At 37.2% G+C, this 17999-nt stretch carries 17 protein-coding genes and 1 pseudogene; 6 read left to right on the top strand and 12 right to left on the bottom strand.

Annotated elements, in window-relative coordinates:
- Positions 1-284 precede the first annotated feature (284 nt).
- A pseudogene (locus ACVBAX_RS10360) lies at positions 285-464 on the bottom strand (LysR family transcriptional regulator); the annotation flags it as partial.
- A gap of 547 nt (positions 465-1011) precedes the next feature.
- Between ACVBAX_RS10360 and ACVBAX_RS10355 the strand changes: the two are divergent.
- Positions 1012-1416, top strand: a complete 405-nt coding sequence (locus tag ACVBAX_RS10355; RefSeq protein WP_447116968.1) for a CBO0543 family protein — start codon at positions 1012-1014, stop codon at positions 1414-1416.
- Between the two features lie 105 nt (positions 1417-1521).
- On the opposite strand, the gene ACVBAX_RS10350 is transcribed toward ACVBAX_RS10355, so the two are convergent.
- Positions 1522-2403, bottom strand: coding sequence for a DMT family transporter (locus ACVBAX_RS10350; protein ID WP_447116952.1), 882 nt, complete (start codon positions 2401-2403; stop codon positions 1522-1524).
- A gap of 229 nt (positions 2404-2632) precedes the next feature.
- Between ACVBAX_RS10350 and ACVBAX_RS10345 the strand changes: the two genes are divergently transcribed.
- The gene (locus tag ACVBAX_RS10345; RefSeq protein ID WP_447116966.1) at positions 2633-3025 is read left to right on the top strand and encodes a GNAT family N-acetyltransferase; all 393 of its coding nucleotides are present in this window, start codon (positions 2633-2635) and stop codon (positions 3023-3025) included.
- Here the strand turns inward: ACVBAX_RS10345 and ACVBAX_RS10340 are convergent.
- The 5 genes from ACVBAX_RS10340 to ACVBAX_RS10320 all read right to left on the bottom strand — a co-directional run bounded on the left by ACVBAX_RS10340 (position 2973) and on the right by ACVBAX_RS10320 (position 6847).
- Entirely contained in the window at positions 2973-3287 is a 315-nt protein-coding gene (locus ACVBAX_RS10340; protein ID WP_447116951.1) for a tyrosine-type recombinase/integrase, read from the bottom strand. The two genes, ACVBAX_RS10345 and ACVBAX_RS10340, sit on opposite strands and share 53 nt — an antisense overlap.
- A 707-nt stretch (positions 3288-3994) precedes the next feature.
- Complete coding sequence (locus ACVBAX_RS10335; RefSeq protein ID WP_447116950.1) at positions 3995-4519, bottom strand: hypothetical protein; 525 nt, start codon at positions 4517-4519, stop codon at positions 3995-3997.
- A 34-nt stretch (positions 4520-4553) separates the two neighbouring features.
- Positions 4554-5033, bottom strand: coding sequence for a staygreen family protein (locus tag ACVBAX_RS10330; protein ID WP_447116949.1), 480 nt, complete (start codon positions 5031-5033; stop codon positions 4554-4556).
- Positions 5034-5112: 79 nt separating this feature from the next.
- Positions 5113-5892: a hypothetical protein gene (locus ACVBAX_RS10325; protein WP_447116948.1), complete on the bottom strand. Its 780-nt coding sequence runs from the start codon at positions 5890-5892 to the stop codon at positions 5113-5115.
- 85 nt (positions 5893-5977) lie between these two features.
- On the bottom strand, positions 5978-6847 hold the full coding sequence (locus ACVBAX_RS10320) for an NAD-dependent epimerase/dehydratase family protein (RefSeq protein ID WP_447116947.1): 870 nt from the start codon (positions 6845-6847) through the stop codon (positions 5978-5980).
- A 120-nt stretch (positions 6848-6967) separates the two neighbouring features.
- Here ACVBAX_RS10320 and ACVBAX_RS10315 point away from each other — a divergent pair, with 120 nt between their 5' ends.
- Positions 6968-7813 (top strand): GNAT family N-acetyltransferase, encoded by an 846-nt coding sequence (locus ACVBAX_RS10315; RefSeq protein ID WP_447116946.1) that lies wholly within the window; start codon positions 6968-6970, stop codon positions 7811-7813.
- A gap of 72 nt (positions 7814-7885) precedes the next feature.
- On the opposite strand, the gene parC is transcribed toward ACVBAX_RS10315, so the two are convergent.
- The 4 genes from parC to ACVBAX_RS10295 all read right to left on the bottom strand — a co-directional run bounded on the left by parC (position 7886) and on the right by ACVBAX_RS10295 (position 14870).
- Positions 7886-10333 (bottom strand): DNA topoisomerase IV subunit A, encoded by a 2448-nt coding sequence (gene parC, locus ACVBAX_RS10310; RefSeq protein WP_447116945.1) that lies wholly within the window; start codon positions 10331-10333, stop codon positions 7886-7888.
- Positions 10333-12309, bottom strand: coding sequence for a DNA topoisomerase IV subunit B (parE, locus tag ACVBAX_RS10305; RefSeq protein ID WP_447116944.1), 1977 nt, complete (start codon positions 12307-12309; stop codon positions 10333-10335). The genes parC and parE overlap by 1 nt, the downstream gene beginning before the upstream one ends.
- A gap of 327 nt (positions 12310-12636) precedes the next feature.
- Positions 12637-13050: a CoA-binding protein gene (locus tag ACVBAX_RS10300; RefSeq protein WP_447116943.1), complete on the bottom strand. Its 414-nt coding sequence runs from the start codon at positions 13048-13050 to the stop codon at positions 12637-12639.
- A gap of 98 nt (positions 13051-13148) precedes the next feature.
- Positions 13149-14870, bottom strand: a complete 1722-nt coding sequence (locus ACVBAX_RS10295; protein WP_447116942.1) for a glycosyl hydrolase family 18 protein — start codon at positions 14868-14870, stop codon at positions 13149-13151.
- Between the two features lie 211 nt (positions 14871-15081).
- On the opposite strand from ACVBAX_RS10295, the gene plsY reads away from it, so the two are divergent.
- The gene (gene plsY / locus ACVBAX_RS10290; RefSeq protein WP_447116965.1) at positions 15082-15669 is read left to right on the top strand and encodes a glycerol-3-phosphate 1-O-acyltransferase PlsY; all 588 of its coding nucleotides are present in this window, start codon (positions 15082-15084) and stop codon (positions 15667-15669) included.
- A gap of 131 nt (positions 15670-15800) precedes the next feature.
- A complete protein-coding gene (locus ACVBAX_RS10285; protein WP_447116941.1) occupies positions 15801-16487 on the top strand; it encodes a two-component system sensor histidine kinase NtrB in 687 nt (228 codons plus the stop codon).
- 70 nt (positions 16488-16557) lie between these two features.
- On the opposite strand, the gene ACVBAX_RS10280 is transcribed toward ACVBAX_RS10285, so the two are convergent.
- The gene (locus ACVBAX_RS10280; protein ID WP_162927768.1) at positions 16558-16728 is read right to left on the bottom strand and encodes a hypothetical protein; all 171 of its coding nucleotides are present in this window, start codon (positions 16726-16728) and stop codon (positions 16558-16560) included.
- Between the two features lie 175 nt (positions 16729-16903).
- On the opposite strand from ACVBAX_RS10280, the gene ACVBAX_RS10275 reads away from it, so the two are divergent.
- Positions 16904-17959, top strand: coding sequence for a phosphatidylglycerol lysyltransferase domain-containing protein (locus ACVBAX_RS10275; RefSeq protein WP_447116940.1), 1056 nt, complete (start codon positions 16904-16906; stop codon positions 17957-17959).
- The last annotated feature ends 40 nt before the right edge of the window (positions 17960-17999 follow it).

The raw sequence follows: 17999 nt of genomic DNA, 5'->3' as shown, positions 1-17999 counted from the left end.
GCTCCAAATTTATCCTTACGAGATAAATCCAACCATAGTATCGAGCTTAAACTCTAAAATTACAATTTATAAAATACTGAGAATACTGGAGAAAACGCGAGTTTTCACTTTGTTTATTGAGGGAGGTTTATGGAATTAAATAATGAGAATAAAAACATTTTCCTTATGTAGAAATGGTTAATAGAAGACTATATATTAATAGGAAAACTTAATTTCTTCAGTAGCGATGCTAAAAAAATAAAGAGCCACTTTCAAAATTGGCTCTTCGTTGTCTAGTGGCTAGTTTATATTTTAATTTTAGAATCATGCTTACTTATCGAGTTTAATACAACCTCAACAAAAGCTTCGACTGATGGGGATAACCACTTCTTCTTCTTTATTAACATATGGGAATAAAACGGTTGGAATTCTTCTTTTTGACTTACGATTTTAAGTTTTCCACTATTTACTTCTTCTTTAACCGTACTCTGCTGTATCTATTTTTCTTTGAACCTGGTAGAAAAGGAATATTCATCACGGGTTGAAGAATTATTATATTTACCAACGAACCTGTACCATTTTAAGTATGCAATAGGGGCAAATATGACTAAAAAACAAAAATTATTTTTGTTTTTTGCAAAGGTAAATTATGTTTTGGAGATTTAGAAGACGAGATAAAAATGGAATTACTTAAAAATGAACTAGTAACCGAACAAGGGTATCTTAGGAGAAAGGTTTGGCTTTGAAATATTCGGTATTAGAATTTTTATAGTCAAGATAACTTCTGCACTGCATTAGTTTTAATTCGTAATGGGATTTAAATTAAAGAAGCTAAGAGTTACAGAGTGAGATTGCAATTTTATGCAATCTTTTTTTGTTGAACTAACGAGACAGCAGTGTTAAAAAGAATATTTGTCCACTTTAGGGAAAAATAAGATTACTTGATAAAACTAAGCGTTAAACAAAGGAGAATAAATTTTGTGGCTTTTAGTTTTTGTATTTTTTACATGCCTTAACATATTTGTATTCTTTATGAGGAAGCGACTTACGAAAATTGAAATTTATGCAACGTCTGTTTTTGCTCTTCTTTTCGGGATAACAACAGATGTAATATTCGATTTGCATTATAATGTAAATGGATATTTTGATAAAGGGTTTCAATGGAAAAAACTTTTGGCTGTATTTATGTACTTTCCTGCAATAAACTTGATATTCCTTAACTACTATCCTTGGAATAAAAGTGTAATGAAAAAACTTTTTTATTTCTTGGTATGGACTTTATTCTCAATTACTTTTGAATGGCTTTGTCAAAAAACCTACTTTTTTTACTACAATGGATGGAGACTTTGGTATTCTGGTTTACTATATCCATTAATTTTCTTAACTCTTTTATTTAACTTCAAAGTTATTCGGAAAATTGATAAAAGGTTTGACTAACGAAGCGGGTTAGCTTAATATAGATCGTCAATGGAGTCTTGCATCAGTAGTTTTATTGAACAAAAAGGATAATACCTAAATGAAGGTATTATCCTTTTTTCTTTATCACAATAGAGAATGTTTCTGTATTTTGCTGAACCTCAATTCACTAACAAAAGTAGAACCTAATAAGAGAATTCCACCTATGATTTGTATTAATGTGAACTGCTCTAGTAAAATTAACCCAGAGATTAAAATAGCTACCAATGGGTCGACATAGCTCAACATTGCTATGCTCTGACCTTTTAATTTTTCCATACCAGAGAAAAACAACCAAAACCCTATTCCTGTGTTTATAACTCCTAGTATAATGATAAAAGGGAGGGTGGATATAGATATATTTAGGATGTTAAACCCTTCTGTAATAAGAACGTAAGGTAGAAGAACAAAAGCTGTAGTAGCAAGTTGAATAATAGTTACTTCCAACCTATTAATACCTTTAATAAACTTATTTAACAACATTAATGTTGCATAAAAAGCTGCTGCAACCAATCCCGAAATTATTCCAAGTACATCATCTGTTCCAGATGCACTTATTCCATTTCCCACTATGAACATCATACCTATTACTGCTATAACAATACATATCACCTTTTTAAATGATAGTTGTTCATTTAAAACAATCGGTGAAAGTAACATCACAAAAACAGGTGCAAAATAATAACCTAGTGTAGCATTTGCGAGAGATGTGTAATCATAGGATTTATAAAGAAAAATCCAGTTTCCTGCCAAGGCAATTCCTGATGTCAAAAGAACTAACGAATTCCTCTTCATCTTTTTCCAGGTAAAAGTTTTTCTTTGATAAAAGAATACAAGAATTAAAAAGAGACAACCAATTGAGCTACTTAACAATGCTGTTTCACTCGAAGATAAGTCAATGTATCTTACAACTAAACCAAGTGTTCCAAAAATAACCATCGATAATATAAACTGAATGTTAGATTTCATTTTCTACTCCTTCGAATCTGCGAAACAGCTTATATTTCGCAGATTCTTAATCTGTTTTAAATATAAGCGTGTTTATGAGCAGAAACGGTGGTGGTGGAGAAGTAGCCAGTCTAACACTTGGGTTAATAATTGATTTTGATAATGGCATTATAAACTAACCTCCATTTTTTTATGATTAAATAATTATACATTAAATATATGCATTTGAATTAAAGGTAATTGAAATTTACTGCTTAATAATAAAAGAACCTGTGCAAAAAAGGAAGCATATTTGGCTATTGCTGAACAAGATTCAATTATATTAGGTTTTGGAGTTTTGAAATTAAATGGCACTATGTTTCCTAAATTAAGTGACCTATATGTAAAAGAGAATTATCGGGGGAATGGTATAGGTTCAGATTTAATTATGTATAGAGAGAAAATAGCAAAGAGTTTAGGCTATTCTGAGATATTTGTGAGTGTTGATCTAATTGAAAATACCAAAATGATAAGGTTAATTCGCAAACATAGCTACGAAGCAATCTCTGAACCATATTTAAAAAGGGTCCTATTTTATAATGATGATGGTACTACCTATAATAAAACCTATACAAGAATTGATTTAAAGAAGTTGTTAAACTGACGGCTGCTTTAGTTGAAAGTGGGGGTGTTGCGCCAGCCTCTTTTTTTACTTGCAGCAATAACAGGGTAGCAAACGTGTGACGCAAATGGTGTAAGGTAAACCGATGAGGAGGGAGGCCAGCCTTCTTAAGGCCGTCCTTAAAGATGACTTGAAGTCCTTGAGGGGTAAGAGCCCTCCCATGTATATTTCGAAACACAGGCTCTTTTGGATGCGCCTGATACTCCTGTAACGAATGTTTATACTTCTTTAACAAAGGCAGCATCATACTATGAAGGGGAAGGAGGCGTTCTTTTTTCCCTTTCCCAATTGTCGTCTCATACCGGTCGTTGCCAGTAGCTTGAACATCGATTCATTTCGAAGGTCGAGTGGCTGGGTGGTATGGGACTCAAGGAAGGAAAAGAGTTTTTTGAGTTCTTCCATATTCATACAGGAAGCTTGGAATCTGATTTGGGGGCCTTGATTCCTGCCATAAAATCTGTAAACAGTAGCTGCTAAATGATTTCAAACTCGAGATTCGAAATTGCATGGTTCGTGGTTTCACTCTTTGATTGATCATTTGATCTTGAATAAACCGATAAAAAGTAGAGGGTGTCATTATCGTTCTGTTTGAGTTTGTTTCTAGTTTACATAATATCTATTATACACAGTTCTTTGAAGAGAGATGGAAGAGGTCTCAATAGCTAAGTATACTTAAAATAGTGAGACGGTTTGTTGATTTTTATCTGAGACCACTGTTGTATTTTAAACTGTGTCACAGCTAATTCAAACTGTTTGGTATCTAGATTATCAGTTGCTTTAGTTATTTATTTAAAGTTAGCTAATTGTTTTATAACACTCAACATAATACTAATGATCATTAGTTTATATCCAGCTCAATATTATTAATTTAGTTTACATAATATGATTATATGCAACTTATCTCTTCAAAAAAACGCTCAGTCAAAAATGACTAATCATTTCATACAGATGTTATAGATTCAATTGATTTTTCACTTGCTCATAGTGCTTTATTGATAATGCTTGCTTTAATAATACGTGATTGATGCCATTCCGATTTAGTGCCTGTATGATGGCTGCTACACGATCGGTTCGCTCTCTGCGTAAGTTGGACTCTATCTGAATTTCTAATGGTACCGTTTGAAATGTAAAATCATTTAAAGTTATCGGTTTTGCCAGTTCCCATATGTATTGGCCACCTTCCCAAATTCCTTCTCCATCCTTAGAATCGGGTATCCCAGCCGAGTTCATGATATGTACAGCCTCTACCTCAGTCCCATTAATCATCCGCTTCTCTTTTTTCCAAGAAAAGCCCCGTGAAAACGTTTGCGTGAATGTTGGTTCCTCTAAAGAGGATTTCCAATTTATATCTTCGATAGAGTGCTTGCTTTTTACCTGATGGGCGTACTTTTCAAAGATTTTTGCGAATAGGTCTACCCCACTTTCTGTTTTTGTATAGAAGTCGATATCAATTAACGAGTGAAAAGTACTTCCCAAAACAAAAAACCTAACAGAGTGTCAGGTCTGACCGTTAAACAACTCGCTGTTGTAGGGCGGTTGTTAAATAATATCTAGGAGTGCCGAAGTACATGTGTTGGTTATATTGTGGGTAGGAAGACTCGAATTGTATATATATTGGTGAGTCTAATAACCATGGATAATTTTGATAGAATTTTTGGTCACCATATACCATTGCTGTTAGTGCTAATGGTAGCTCTTTTTGGAAAATGTGAAAGCGAATCATTGCATAATTTTCGTCAAATTCTCCGTTACTAACATACACTTTCCCTAATAATGTGTATTGACCCATGATAGGTTTCCACTCTGCCAACACTTCATCTCGAAATTTGTTATTTATGGCATCTAAATCGTAGCAAAATCCAACAGTTAAAAATAGCTCACCTGTTACGTCTGAGTGCGTTAAGGTATATTTTCTCTCATCTACAGGTTTATAGGGTGTTGCTGGTGGAAAGTATGTCACATTTAACAAAGATGGATCAAACTTACTCATGTAAGCTTCACTCCCCTGGATGATGAAATAATATTTACTACTGTATTTTATGTGATGGAATGTTAAATGTGACAACAGCCTATTTTTTCTTCTTCGTTGTATTCCGACGTAACTCCATAACATTCGTATCAAGGAGCTTCCATTTTCCGTTTTCATACATCCAAGATGACTCCACATAAGCAATCGAATCCGCATTGTAGGCACCGCTAATTCGTTGTGAACCTTTTAAGCCCGTTTGATTCCCAGCCACTTTAACGGGCTTTAGTGTTCCAAACGGAAGGACCATGAGTTCCGCGGGTTCATTTAATTTACCGTTATGATATAATCCGAGTCGTTCGTAATCTTTTGCTCTATTTCTTAAGTCAAACTGATACGACTCATTGGTATTTTCTATAGTCATATTGGCTTTATATCCATTTAGAAAAGACGTTTGAATAACGAGTGATTCAGGGACGGTTATATCTGTTATCTGATCATTCTTTGCTGTATATAAATAATGATTTGATAATCCGCCACTTCCTCCCGTGTTAACAGAAAGGAATAAGTCTTTTACGCCATCATTGTTCAGATCTTTAAAGTCTATTCGTGGTTCGTACCCACCTTCGAGATTGATTTTATGGCTTTTTCCAGTTGCCGAAAGGATTTCCAAGGTTATGGAACGTAAAAAGATCGCGCCTTCCTCAAAGGGCTCACCCTTCACATATATCGTATCAAGTTTTCCATCTCCGGTAACATCCATTTGTTCTTTGACGATGACACTATCAAGCATGTTGGCTTCCTCGACTGCATATACGCCTGTAATCGCGGACAGTGACATAAAAAAGAAGGCAGCAAAAGCAAACAATAGCTCTTTCTTCATTTAAAATTCCTCCCTGAGCAATATCAGTATTTTATTTTGCCCATAAGTGGAAAAAAGATGTAGAAAAAACAAATTTAACAAAAAATTAGTTTGCTAACTGCTTAATAAGACCGGGTAACCAATCAGAAAGATTACTAAAACGATACCCAAGCTCAATTGCCTTAGCGTTGCTCATATTCCAGTTGTTTTCAATACCGTAGGGTGAGTGTTCAGACGGGTCAAAAGTATTTGGGAGAATAGCCTGCTTGCCAACCTCTCCTTCTATGAGTGCCATCAAATCTGCCATTGATATCTCGTTGTTTGCACAGGCGTTGATGGGGCCAGAGAAGTTTTGCTCACTTATCCAGACAAGAAAGTTGCCGGCCTCTTTTTGATGAATGAAACCCATTTTGGCTTGTAAGTTCGGAAATCCGATCACGCCCCCTTCCTTTGCTCGGTTAATATGTAGAAGTAATCGTTCCGTGTAATCAAGCTCTCCGAGAACAATGGGAATTCTAACAGCAATCACAGGAAAAGCTGCCTCTTGGAAAAATACCGCCTCCGCCTGGCGTTTTCCTTCCTGATAGGTTACTTTGTCTGGAAGAGTGTCAGAAATCGGATAGATATATGGATCAAACTCTGCTTCTATCACATTTTCAGCATAGTCATAAACTGACATCGTGGAAGTGAAAATGTAGGTATGTATTTTGTCTGTTAGTGTCTGAATGGCAATTCTCGCATCTCTAGAGTTAAAGCAAATCTGATCAAATACAACATCCCAAGTTCTCTCACTTACAGCTTCCTTCACAGAATCTAAATCAAATCGGTCAAGCTTGAGCGTTTCAACCTTATTCCCAAACGGAATCTCACTGTTTTGTCTTGTTGCGACCGTAACTTTTACCCCTTTGTTTAGCAACTCTTGAACTAAATTTACTCCGAAAAATCTAGTTCCCCCAAATACTAAAGCCGTTTTCATTTGATTTCCTCCTCCGCAACATTACTTGTAACATATTAATATATATTCAATGATAACTACCTATTCACCTTTTTGTCCTTTTGTTAAAATTAGGTAAGATTCCTAGAAAGGAAGAGATATATGCTGAAAAAGTTCACTCCCCCCTTTTCAAATGAGATTTATGAGCAGTTACCACTATGGGTATCTCAGCAACAAAATGTGCGTGGTATAAACATAGAAATACCGATGAATCTCACTTCTATGATAGAGGAGGAAGACGGTTCTCCAGATTACATATATATCATGTATGAAGGGGATAAAATGACAGCTGCTGCATCGGTGGTTGATATATTAAAAACAAAGCATTATGAAATTGGTTTTGCTGCTAGTAATGAACAAACGGCAAGAAATTTGATTAGTAAAGTCCACGAAGACTTACTATCACTCTTCCCTACCACCATCACTGCGGTAATAGATCAAAGAGCAACACATGAGAAAAATGCTTTATTGGAGTTGGGGGCAAATTATGAGTTGTGTGAAGCGCAATTAATGGTTTCTCAATTAAGTGCAAAGAAACCCGCTGTTCCAATTGAGCTAGTTGAGTATCATTCTAGTCGTCACAATGACTATCGTGAAGTATTAATGGAGAGTTTTGGTGATACAGTAAAAGAAGCGGAAGCTATTATTCAATTGTCACTCTCACAGCCAAGTAGGACACTTTACGGTATCCATGTAAACGGCGCAACGGTTGGAACAATCAATCTAATTCGCTCAGATGATGCCTTTATTACAGCGCTTGCGGTTCGTCCCTCACATCAAAAGAAAGGAATAGGGCGAGCTGCTTTACATGAAGCAGTTAACATGCTTATTGAAGAAGGATATTGGTCGGTATCTCTCGATGTAGAAATGAAGAATACACATGCACTCAAGTTGTATGAAGAAGTTGGCTTTCAAGTTCAAAACATATTTCAGTTTTTTAAAATGTGAAAATATTAATAAAAATACAAGCTCAGAGATAGTTTCTCTGAGCTTAAATATCTTTACGTTTTATATAAAGTTTTAGTTATTTGTAGTTTCGTTTGCTTCTTTTTGAGCAACCGACCACACCGTCTTTGCTTTGCCAGCATCGGTTTCATCAATAATAAATGATCCGTTCGAGTAACGGTCATTATGTCTTATATCAGAAGCACGTACTTCCTCGACATGACCTTTTTCTGTACTTACAAAGATCTGGTCTTCATCACTCACGATAACTGCACCGATCACTCGGTGTGGGTTTGCCTTTAATTCTCTAAGCATGACGACTCCACGCTTGGCACGTGATGTGATTTCAAATTCATCTAACTTCATCTTTTTGATGGCTCCGCGCTGAGTCACAATCACAATGCTTTGAGAACGTGCATCATCGACGATTTTTCCAGCTGTTAGATAATCGCCATCCTTTAGGTTAATTCCCTTCACACCTGCAGCTCTAGCACCAACGATACTTACCTCATCTTCAGCGAAACGTAACCCGTACCCTAAATGAGTGGTTAATAGCAACTCTTTCGTACCATCCGTTTCATGAACATCAAGTACTTCGTCGTCATCCTTTACATTAATCGCGACGAGTGGCTTCGAATATCTTTGAGCTTTATACGCCTTCAGTTCTGTTTTCTTCACCATTCCATTTTTCGTAATGAACAACAAGAACGCTTCCTTCTCAAAATCTTTGACAGGAAGTACCCTTATAATCGTTTCGTTACGATCAATTGGAACAAGATTTGCGATATGTTGACCGAGGTCCTTCCAGCGAATATCAGGAAGTTCATGTACTGGACAGTACAAGTAATTCCCTTTATTCGTAAATAACAGAACCACATCGGTTGTGTTCATATCAAGCTGTGCGAGTAATTGGTCGGAATCCTTCATGCCAAAATCCTGACCATTTGAAGCTGCATACGACCTAGGGCTAGTACGTTTAATATAGCCTTCCTTCGTCACAGTGACAATCACATCTTCGCTTGCGACCATAACTTCAAGATTGATCTTAATTTCTTCAATCTCCGCTTCAATAATGGTACGACGTTGATCAGCAAAGCGCTTTCGAACATCTTTTAACTCTTTTTTAATCACTGAAAGAAGCTTGCTCTCACTTTCTAAAATAGCAGTAAGTTCATCGATTTTCTTAGCAAGTTCATCTGCTTCGTTTTGAAGAGCCGTAATATCTGTGTTTGTTAAGCGATATAGCTGTAAAGAAACGATTGCTTCCGATTGTGCTTCGGTAAAGCCAAACTTCATAATCAAGTTATCTTTTGCATCACGCTTATCTTTTGATCCACGAATCGTTTGGATGACTTCATCTAGGATAGATAATGCTTTCATTAATCCAGCTACAATATGTTGGCGGTCTTTCGCCTTCTGTAAATCAAATTGGGAACGTCGAGTGACTACTTCCTTTTGGTGCTCAATATACGCATCCAGAAGCTGTGTAAGTCCCATGAGCGTCGGACGGCGATGATGGATGGCTACCATGTTGAAATTATAAGCAATTTGAAGGTCTGTGTTCTTGTATAAATAGTTTAGTACACCTTCAGCATCCGCTTCTTTTTTTAATTCAATCACGATACGAAGTCCGGTACGGTCCGTTTCGTCACGAACTTCTGACATTCCTTCAATTTTACGGTCTAAGCGGAATTCATCCATCTTTTTCACAAGGTTTGCTTTGTTTACTTCAAAAGGAATTTCTGTAATAACGATTTGTTGCTTACCGCCTCGTACCGTTTCAATTTCTGCTTTCCCGCGAACAATGATTTTCCCTTTGCCGGTTTCGTAAGCCTTTTTTATTCCGTCTACCCCTTGAATGATTCCACCAGTTGGAAAGTCAGGTCCTTTAATCACGTTCATTAAATCATCGACCGTACAGTCCGGCTGATCCATCCTCATGAAAACACCATCGATGATCTCATTCAAATGATGAGGTGGGATTTCTGTTGCATATCCAGCAGATATACCTGTAGAACCATTGACAAGTAGGTTAGGGAACATTGCTGGAAGAACGGTCGGCTCATCGGCTGTATCATCAAAGTTTGGTACGAAATCGACGGTTCTTTTGTCAATATCACGCAATAACTCAGAAGAAATCGCACTTAAACGTGCTTCCGTATAACGCATCGCAGCTGGTGGGTCACCATCGATACTACCGTTATTTCCGTGCATTTCAACAAGAAGATTACGTAGCTTCCAGTCTTGGCTCATACGCACCATGGCATCGTACACGGAGGAATCTCCATGTGGGTGATAGTTACCAATTACGTTACCGACTGTTTTGGCCGATTTACGGAAACCTTTATCGTTTGTGTTTCCTTCCACATGCATCGCATAAAGAATACGTCTTTGTACTGGTTTTAGGCCGTCCCTTGCGTCAGGTAAGGCACGGTCTTGAATAATATATTTACTGTATCTTCCGAAGCGATCACCAATAACCTCTTCAAGTGGTAAATCGCGAAATTTTTCCGTCAAACTCACTATTCAGTAACCTCCTCAGCAACAGAAATATTTTCATTTTCTAAAATACTTCCGTCTTCTTCTAAACCGAAGGCTACATGTGTTTCAATCCACTTTCGGCGAGGCTCAACCTTATCGCCCATTAATGTAGTCACACGACGTTCCGCTCGAGCAGCGTCATCAATGCGAACACGAATTAATGTTCTCGTTTCAGGATTCATGGTTGTATCCCAAAGCTGGTCAGCGTTCATCTCACCTAGTCCCTTGTAACGTTGAATCATATAACCTTTACCAACCTTTTTAATGGCTGATTGTAAATCGTCGTCGCTCCATGCATACTCAATAATTTCTTTCTTACCTGTTCCTTTACTTACTTTATAAAGCGGTGGAAGGGCTATGAATATTCTTCCAGCTTCAAGAAGTGGTTTCATATAACGGTAAAAGAATGTAAGGAGAAGAACTTGAATATGAGCACCGTCGGTATCGGCATCGGTCATAATGACAACTTTATCGTAGTTGATATCGTCAATATTAAAATCTGCTCCAATTCCACCACCGATGGCATGGATGATCGTATTAATTTCTTCATTCTTAAAGATATCCTGTAATTTTGCTTTTTCTGTATTAATAACTTTTCCTCGAAGTGGGAGGATCGCTTGGAAACGACGGTCACGTCCTTGTTTAGCAGATCCACCAGCAGAGTCACCCTCAACTAAGTAAAGCTCATTTTTCTGAGGATTTCTAGATTGGGCGGGTGTTAACTTTCCTGATAAAACAGCCTCAGAGCGTTTTCTTTTCTTTCCGCTACGTGCTTCTTCTCTAGCTTTACGAGCGGCTTCCCGTGCTTGGTACGCTTTAATCGCTTTACGAATCAATAAAGTACTCGTCTCTGGATTTTCTTCTAAAAAGTAAGACAAATACTCAGATACTACGGAATCAACAGCTGAACGTGCTTCACTTGTTCCTAACTTTCCTTTTGTCTGTCCTTCGAATTGAAGAAGTTCTTCCGGAACACGTACGGAAATAATCGCTGCAAATCCTTCTCTAATATCCGCTCCGTCAAGGTTTTTATCCTTTTCTTTTAACAGGCCGATTTTGCGTGCGTATTCATTAAACACACGAGTCATGGCTGTTTTTGCACCAGCCTCGTGGGTTCCACCATCTTTTGTACGAACATTATTAACGAAGGAAAGAACATTTTCCGAATATCCATCGTTGAATTGGAACGCGTAATCCACTTCAATTCCACCGCTCGTCCCTTCGAAGCTGATGACTGGATGTAAGACGTCTTTTTCCTCGTTTAAATATTGAACAAACGCCTCAATTCCATTTTCGTAATGGAAAATCTCATGGAAATCATTACGGTCGTCAATAATTTCTATTTTCATGCCTTTTAGAAGAAAGGCAGATTCTCTCAAGCGTTCACACAATGTTTCATAATTGTAGGTTGTCGTCGAAAAAATCGACGCATCTGGCTTAAAGTGAATGGTCGTTCCTGTTTGATTCGTTTTTCCTACTTTCTCTAAAGTAGTCACAGGTTTTCCGCCGTTTTCAAAACGCTGCTCGTAGACAAAGCCATCTCGCTTAATCTTTACCACGAGCCACTCGCTCAATGCATTTACAACCGATGCACCTACACCGTGTAGCCCACCACTTGTTTTATAACCACCTTGACCGAACTTTCCTCCTGCGTGAAGGACAGTTAAGATGACCTCAGGAGTGGGTTTTCCCATTTTGTGCATACCCGTTGGCATACCACGCCCTTTGTCTTGCACACTAATGGAATTATCTTTGTGTATTTTTACGATAATATGGTCTCCATGACCTGCTAATGCTTCATCGACAGAGTTATCTACTATTTCATACACCAAATGGTGAAGCCCTCGTGAATCAGTACTACCAATGTACATTCCTGGGCGTTTTCGAACCGCATCTAACCCCTCTAGTACCTGAATGGCATCATCGTTGTATTCAAACGTTCCTTGATTTTTTGCCACGTACAATACCCCTTTCCTTCCGTGCCAGCTACATGTCTCTATCTATGTAATGGACCTGAACGTCTTATACCTATTCGTTCTTACAAGTGAATTATCCTTTAAATATTATGAAACGAAGACTATAGAACAAATGTTCTTATCTCGTATTTTATCACATTTTTTAAGACACCTATGCTTTATTGTATATATTTCTTGTGATTTGGCAAATGGATATTTTAAAAAGAAAAGTATTTTAGACGAATATTCTTCGATAATAGAAATGTTTATAAAGCCTATGTTATAAAGAAAAACACCCTAATCGTAATGACTAGAGTGAAGGAGATAAAATTATTTTGTCAAAGCATGTTCTACTTTAATGCATCGATTCATAACGACTGTGTAGCCTTTGCTTTTTAAAAATTCGTAAGCTTCTTCATTTTCTAATCCTAACTGTGCCCAAAATACATCCGCATCGATTTGATCGAACTCTCTTGCCACCTCTGGGAGAAATTCAGATCGTCTAAACACATTCACAATGTCTACATGACCTTCAATATCAGTCAACTTGGCTACGGCTTTAATACCAAACACTTCATCTACGGTAGGATTAACTGGAATAATTTCATACCCAGCATTTTTCATTGCTTCAGAAACCATGTAAGAGGTACGTTCTCGATTATTGCTTATTCCAACAACAGCGATTCGCTTTGCCTTTTTTAAGATTTGCCCCAACTCTTCACGGCTCGGATACTCGATTGGCATCAAACTCACTCCTCTTAATTTTTGTTTAGTATGCCCTTACATTCTTTAATCATAGCCAATTGAATGATAAAAGGCTAGGAGAAAGTCCTAGCCATTCATTACCTTTTCACTATTTGCTGGTTAAAAGTTTGCAGAGCGGTCCATGCTGTTTCATCGGCAAAATATCTGGACCAGCTCGCCACTCCCGCAAGATCATACTTTACCGCTAAATTAGTTCTTGCGGTAAGAGATTGTTCATCTTCAAGCCATACCTTGTAGGTAGTTGCCTGATCGGGAACATAAAGCTCCGCATAATTTTGTCCGCTAGCTGCATCATAGATAGGAGTTAAGTTATTCGTGGTTAACCATTCTTTGATTTGTGCCATGCTTTTGGATTTTGAGGAAACTTCACCGCTGTCTTTGATTTCCCATAGTCTTGTGTAAAGCGGAATACCTAAAATCAGCTTTTCATTTGGAACGATTTCCAAGAGCTTTTGAAGGTTGGTTTCAACCCAAGGTAGACTTGCTACGCTCCCTGCTTTTGGCGAGGAACCCCAATGCTCATCATAGGCCATAATCGCAAGAAAGTCGACAATTTCTGCAAGCTTATCGCGTTCATAGAAAGCAGACCAATTGCCTTCCGCCATAAACGTAATGTCCATCGAAACGATCAAGCCTGCTTCATGAAAGTATGGCGTTGCCTCTCGAACAAATTGTGTCACTAGCGGTCCGTCTTCTTCTCTTACATTTTCAATATCAATATTGATTCCGTTCAGCTCATATAACTGACTGTAATGTAGGAGCTCTCGAATCATCTTCTGCCTCGTCTCATAATCCTTAAAGGCTGCGTGAGTAAGGTCGGGATCAAACGCGTTGGAGAATAGTCCCCAAACTTGATAGCCCTGTGTCTTTGCCCAATTCGTGTACTCGAGAGAAGCAAGGTTCCCGATGCTTCCAGTTTCGTCCTTTAGTTCGAACCAGGTTGGAGAAACAACGTTTACTCCATTCATTTTAGGAATCATAGTGGTATCTGGGTTTTTCGAATATACTGCCTCCCATGTTAGGTTGATCGGTCCTTCAAAAGTTGGAGCATTTACAGCTTCTTTTTCATATTCTACGACGATGGTTTCCTTTTTCTGTGCCTCAATTAAGTCCTTAGATATATATCCAGCAACTCCATCTATTTTTCTCACAAAATAGAATTCTTCCTTTTTATCCTCAATCCAAATCTTTTCCCCGTTTGAAACGTCTGAAACATAAGGAGATTGTAAGGTAGCGTCCGTTCGTAGTCGAAGTTTTTCCTCGTGCACTTCCTCATTCGTAATAACCGCATTTTGGAAAGTATCTCCATCCTTTTCAATCAAGATAGCATTTGAGTTTTCTAATACACGGTAGGTTACAGGATAATACTGAATGACTGGGTCAAGCGCTACATATAATTGGCCTTGTTCATCTACTAAAGGGGCAAATTGAAGTTCAACCGCCTTCTCATTAATAAAGTAGGTTAAAGATTCTGTAGGCATTTGTACCACTTTATTAGAGGTAGTAATGATGATTGAATTTGATTTTTCATCAAACGCGACGCTGTCATCAATATTTTCCTTCAAAAAGTCTAACGATACATAGACACTTTCGCCTTCTATAATGGCATTCCCTTGTTGTTTCCCTTCAAAAAGAACAGGATTTTCTCCTGTGAAGTAACTTGTTTTTTCGCTTGAAGCAAAAGGATAAAAGAATAATAGAATACTAGAGATTATCACAAGAATAGATGCAATGAGACCCGTGATGATCCATCCTTTTGATACAATCGGTTTTTTCTTAAATGTTTCTAGACGTGCCATGGTTCACTCTCCCTTACCTTCATCGTACCCGAAAAGATGTTCTTTTGAAAAGAGGGTTTCGATATTCGTTCATTTTAGCCTCTAAATATGACGATTGAATAACAAAAAAGTTACGAGAATATAATGGAAAAAACCAATTGTACATGGTTTTTTAAGCAATACATGGTACAATAATAAGACGGTATATGAAGTGTGAAGGAGTATTTGTATGATGGAAATTGCATTAATAGTTATTGTTTCTTACCTGCTTGGTTCCATCCCCTCAGGGCTAATTGTTGGAAAAGCTTTTTACGGAATTGATATCCGTGAGCATGGAAGTGGAAACCTAGGTGGAACCAATACGTTTCGTACTTTAGGGAAAAAAGCAGGGATTATTGTTACCGTTGCTGATATCCTAAAAGGTACACTTGCCTCTTCTCTTCCTGTTATTTTCGGAGTGGAGGGCCAAATTGATCCTTTAATAGCGGGGATGATTGCGGTTGTTGGGCATATGTATCCTGTGTTTGCTAATTTTAAGGGTGGAAAAGCGGTGGCTACGTCAGGTGGAGTTCTTTTAGCATGTGCTCCAGTTATGTTTCTTGTGATGGTCGTTGTATTCTTGCTAAGCTTATACATAACGAAGTTCGTATCACTTTCTTCAATCATTGCAAGCATTGTAGCAGTGATTTATGCAGTGATTGCAAAGGAACCCCTGTTAATTATCGTTGTTTCTCTGCTTTCTTTATTTGTTATTTATCGTCATCGAGCAAATATCAAGAGAATTATTAATAAAACAGAACCGAAGATTAAATGGATGTAAGACCCGACAAAGGGTCTTTTTTTTGACAAAAATTTTGCGAGTTTTGACTTTATTATTGAAAAACAAACATATTACGATGAAATTCCCCATATAGATGGAGTAGAAATTACGCTAGATGGGGGATAAGGGAAATGACGGACGACAAGAAAAAGTGTGAAATAACGGTTGCTGAAATGGTTCATGAAGTGAAAAATCCATTAACAACCGTAAAGGGCTTACTGCAATTATTGAAACCATACTTGGTGATGATAGAAAAAGAACAATATGCTGATCTCGCCATAAGTGAAATTAATCGTGCGGATGAGTTACTAACCGCGTATGCTAATTCAAATACACCCATTTCTCCTCAACAAAAATTTGTGTGTGTGAACATGGTATTGGAGGAAATGAAATTGCTTTTTGAAAGAGAAGCCAATGTAAATAGAATTCAATTTTATACTCATTTATATCCCGATCTTCCTAAGGTAGAGGTTTGTCGTAATGAATTAAAACAAGTACTCGTAAATTTAGTGAAAAATGCCGTTGAATCTCTAATGGAGGTCAAAGATAACCGAGTCCGTAAAATTACTTTAGAAACCAATGTTCAAGAAAATAGAATAAATGTGATAGTAAAAGATAACGGTTCTGGGATGGATCAAGCGACTCTTGGGCAACTGTTTACTCCCTTTTATACCGAAAAATCTTATGGTACAGGCTTGGGATTATCGATTTGCAAAAAGCTTATTGAAAAGCATGATGGACGAATAACCGTTGAAAGCCAAAAAAACGTCGGAACCACCTTTCGAATTTCCCTACCCTTTCCAACAGATGTCGACTAATAGTCATATTAAAAGAAAGGACCCATGAGAGCATGTGTAGCTGCTTTCAAGGTCCTTTCTTTTATTTGTGTTATGTCTCTTTGATTAACTCATCTTCAAAGAAAAATGTATTTGGATATTCCTGTACAATATAGGAATATCTTTTCATGTTTTTAACATATTGACATTTAGAGATGACGACAGACTCACCAGACGCTTTTATGCTAACTTCTTCTCCGCTGTTATATAGATTTTTTTTCATTCTCTCATCCTGTCTCTAATTAATTTTTGATCCTAGAAAATAAAGTATTACTCAATTATGACAGTCCTATTTATTTAAATCCAGTTTTTTATGGTTTGGTAAAAATTTTATCACTCTAACAATGTGGAATATGGTATCTTTATGGAGGTGAATTTTATCAGGAGGAACGAACAATATGACGAATAACATGTTCTCTCTTAGTAAAACAGAGCATAAGGATGAGCGAGTACTTTCCTTCTTAGAAGAAAATGGAGGAAATCATGCTTCACACTTAATTTTGTTGCGCGATAAAGAGTTATTTTGGGCAAAAGAAGAAAAGGTGTTAATAGCCTATAAAAAAATTGCTAATAAATTGGTAGTATTAGGTGATCCCATCGGTGATGAGGCCTATATGGCTGATGCAATAAAAGAATTTCATGAATACTGTGATGAACTCCGTCTGACCCCTGTTTTTTATCAAATTAGTGCTCAATTTATGCACTATTATCACGAAACAGGCTTCTCGTTTATGAAGCTTGGCGAGGAAGGCATTGTGGATGTAAAGAACTTCTCTCTTGCAGGAAAACAGGGGGCGAAGCTTCGTACAAAGTTTAATAAATTTTCAAGAGAAAACTTTCATTTTCGAGTCATCACTCCTCCCTATTCACATACGCTTCTTACAGAACTTCGTGCTATTTCTGATGAATGGTTAGGAGACCAAAAGGAAAAAGGGTTTTCGGTTGTCTCATTCAGTGAGGAATATGTTTCTTCGTATCCGGTTGCTCTATTAACGAATGCGGAAGGTCGAGTGGTCGCTTTTGCTACATTAGCAACAGATTATAAAGACACAGTAACGATTGATTTAATGAGAAAAACAACAAGTTCTTCATACGGAACAATGGATGTTCTTTTTATCCATATTTTTCAATGGGTTAAAGAACATGGATATCAGTATTGCAGCTTAGGCATGGCCCCGCTTGCCAATGTTGGACAAAGTAAATACTCGATTACTTGTGAAAAATGGATACGTTATATTTTTCTTCATGGTAATGCCTTATATAAGTTTAAGGGTCTTCAAGAGTTTAAAGGTAAATTCACTTCGAGTTGGGAACCGAAGTATTTGGCTTATAAAAAGTCCCCTTTGATTTTTGTGATTATTCAGTTGATTCTATTAATTAATCAACCTCCTTTATCGACGAAAACAAAAGAGGTTGTAGGAAAGCTTAAATATTTGATTAAGAAAGCAGTGTAAGAGGTGAACCTAGAGGATCACCTCTTTTTTATAACTTAAT

The organism is Robertmurraya sp. GLU-23 (genome assembly GCF_052983275.1).
Note: the sequence above shows the minus strand (reverse complement) of the source record. Positions and strands in the feature narration are given on the sequence as shown.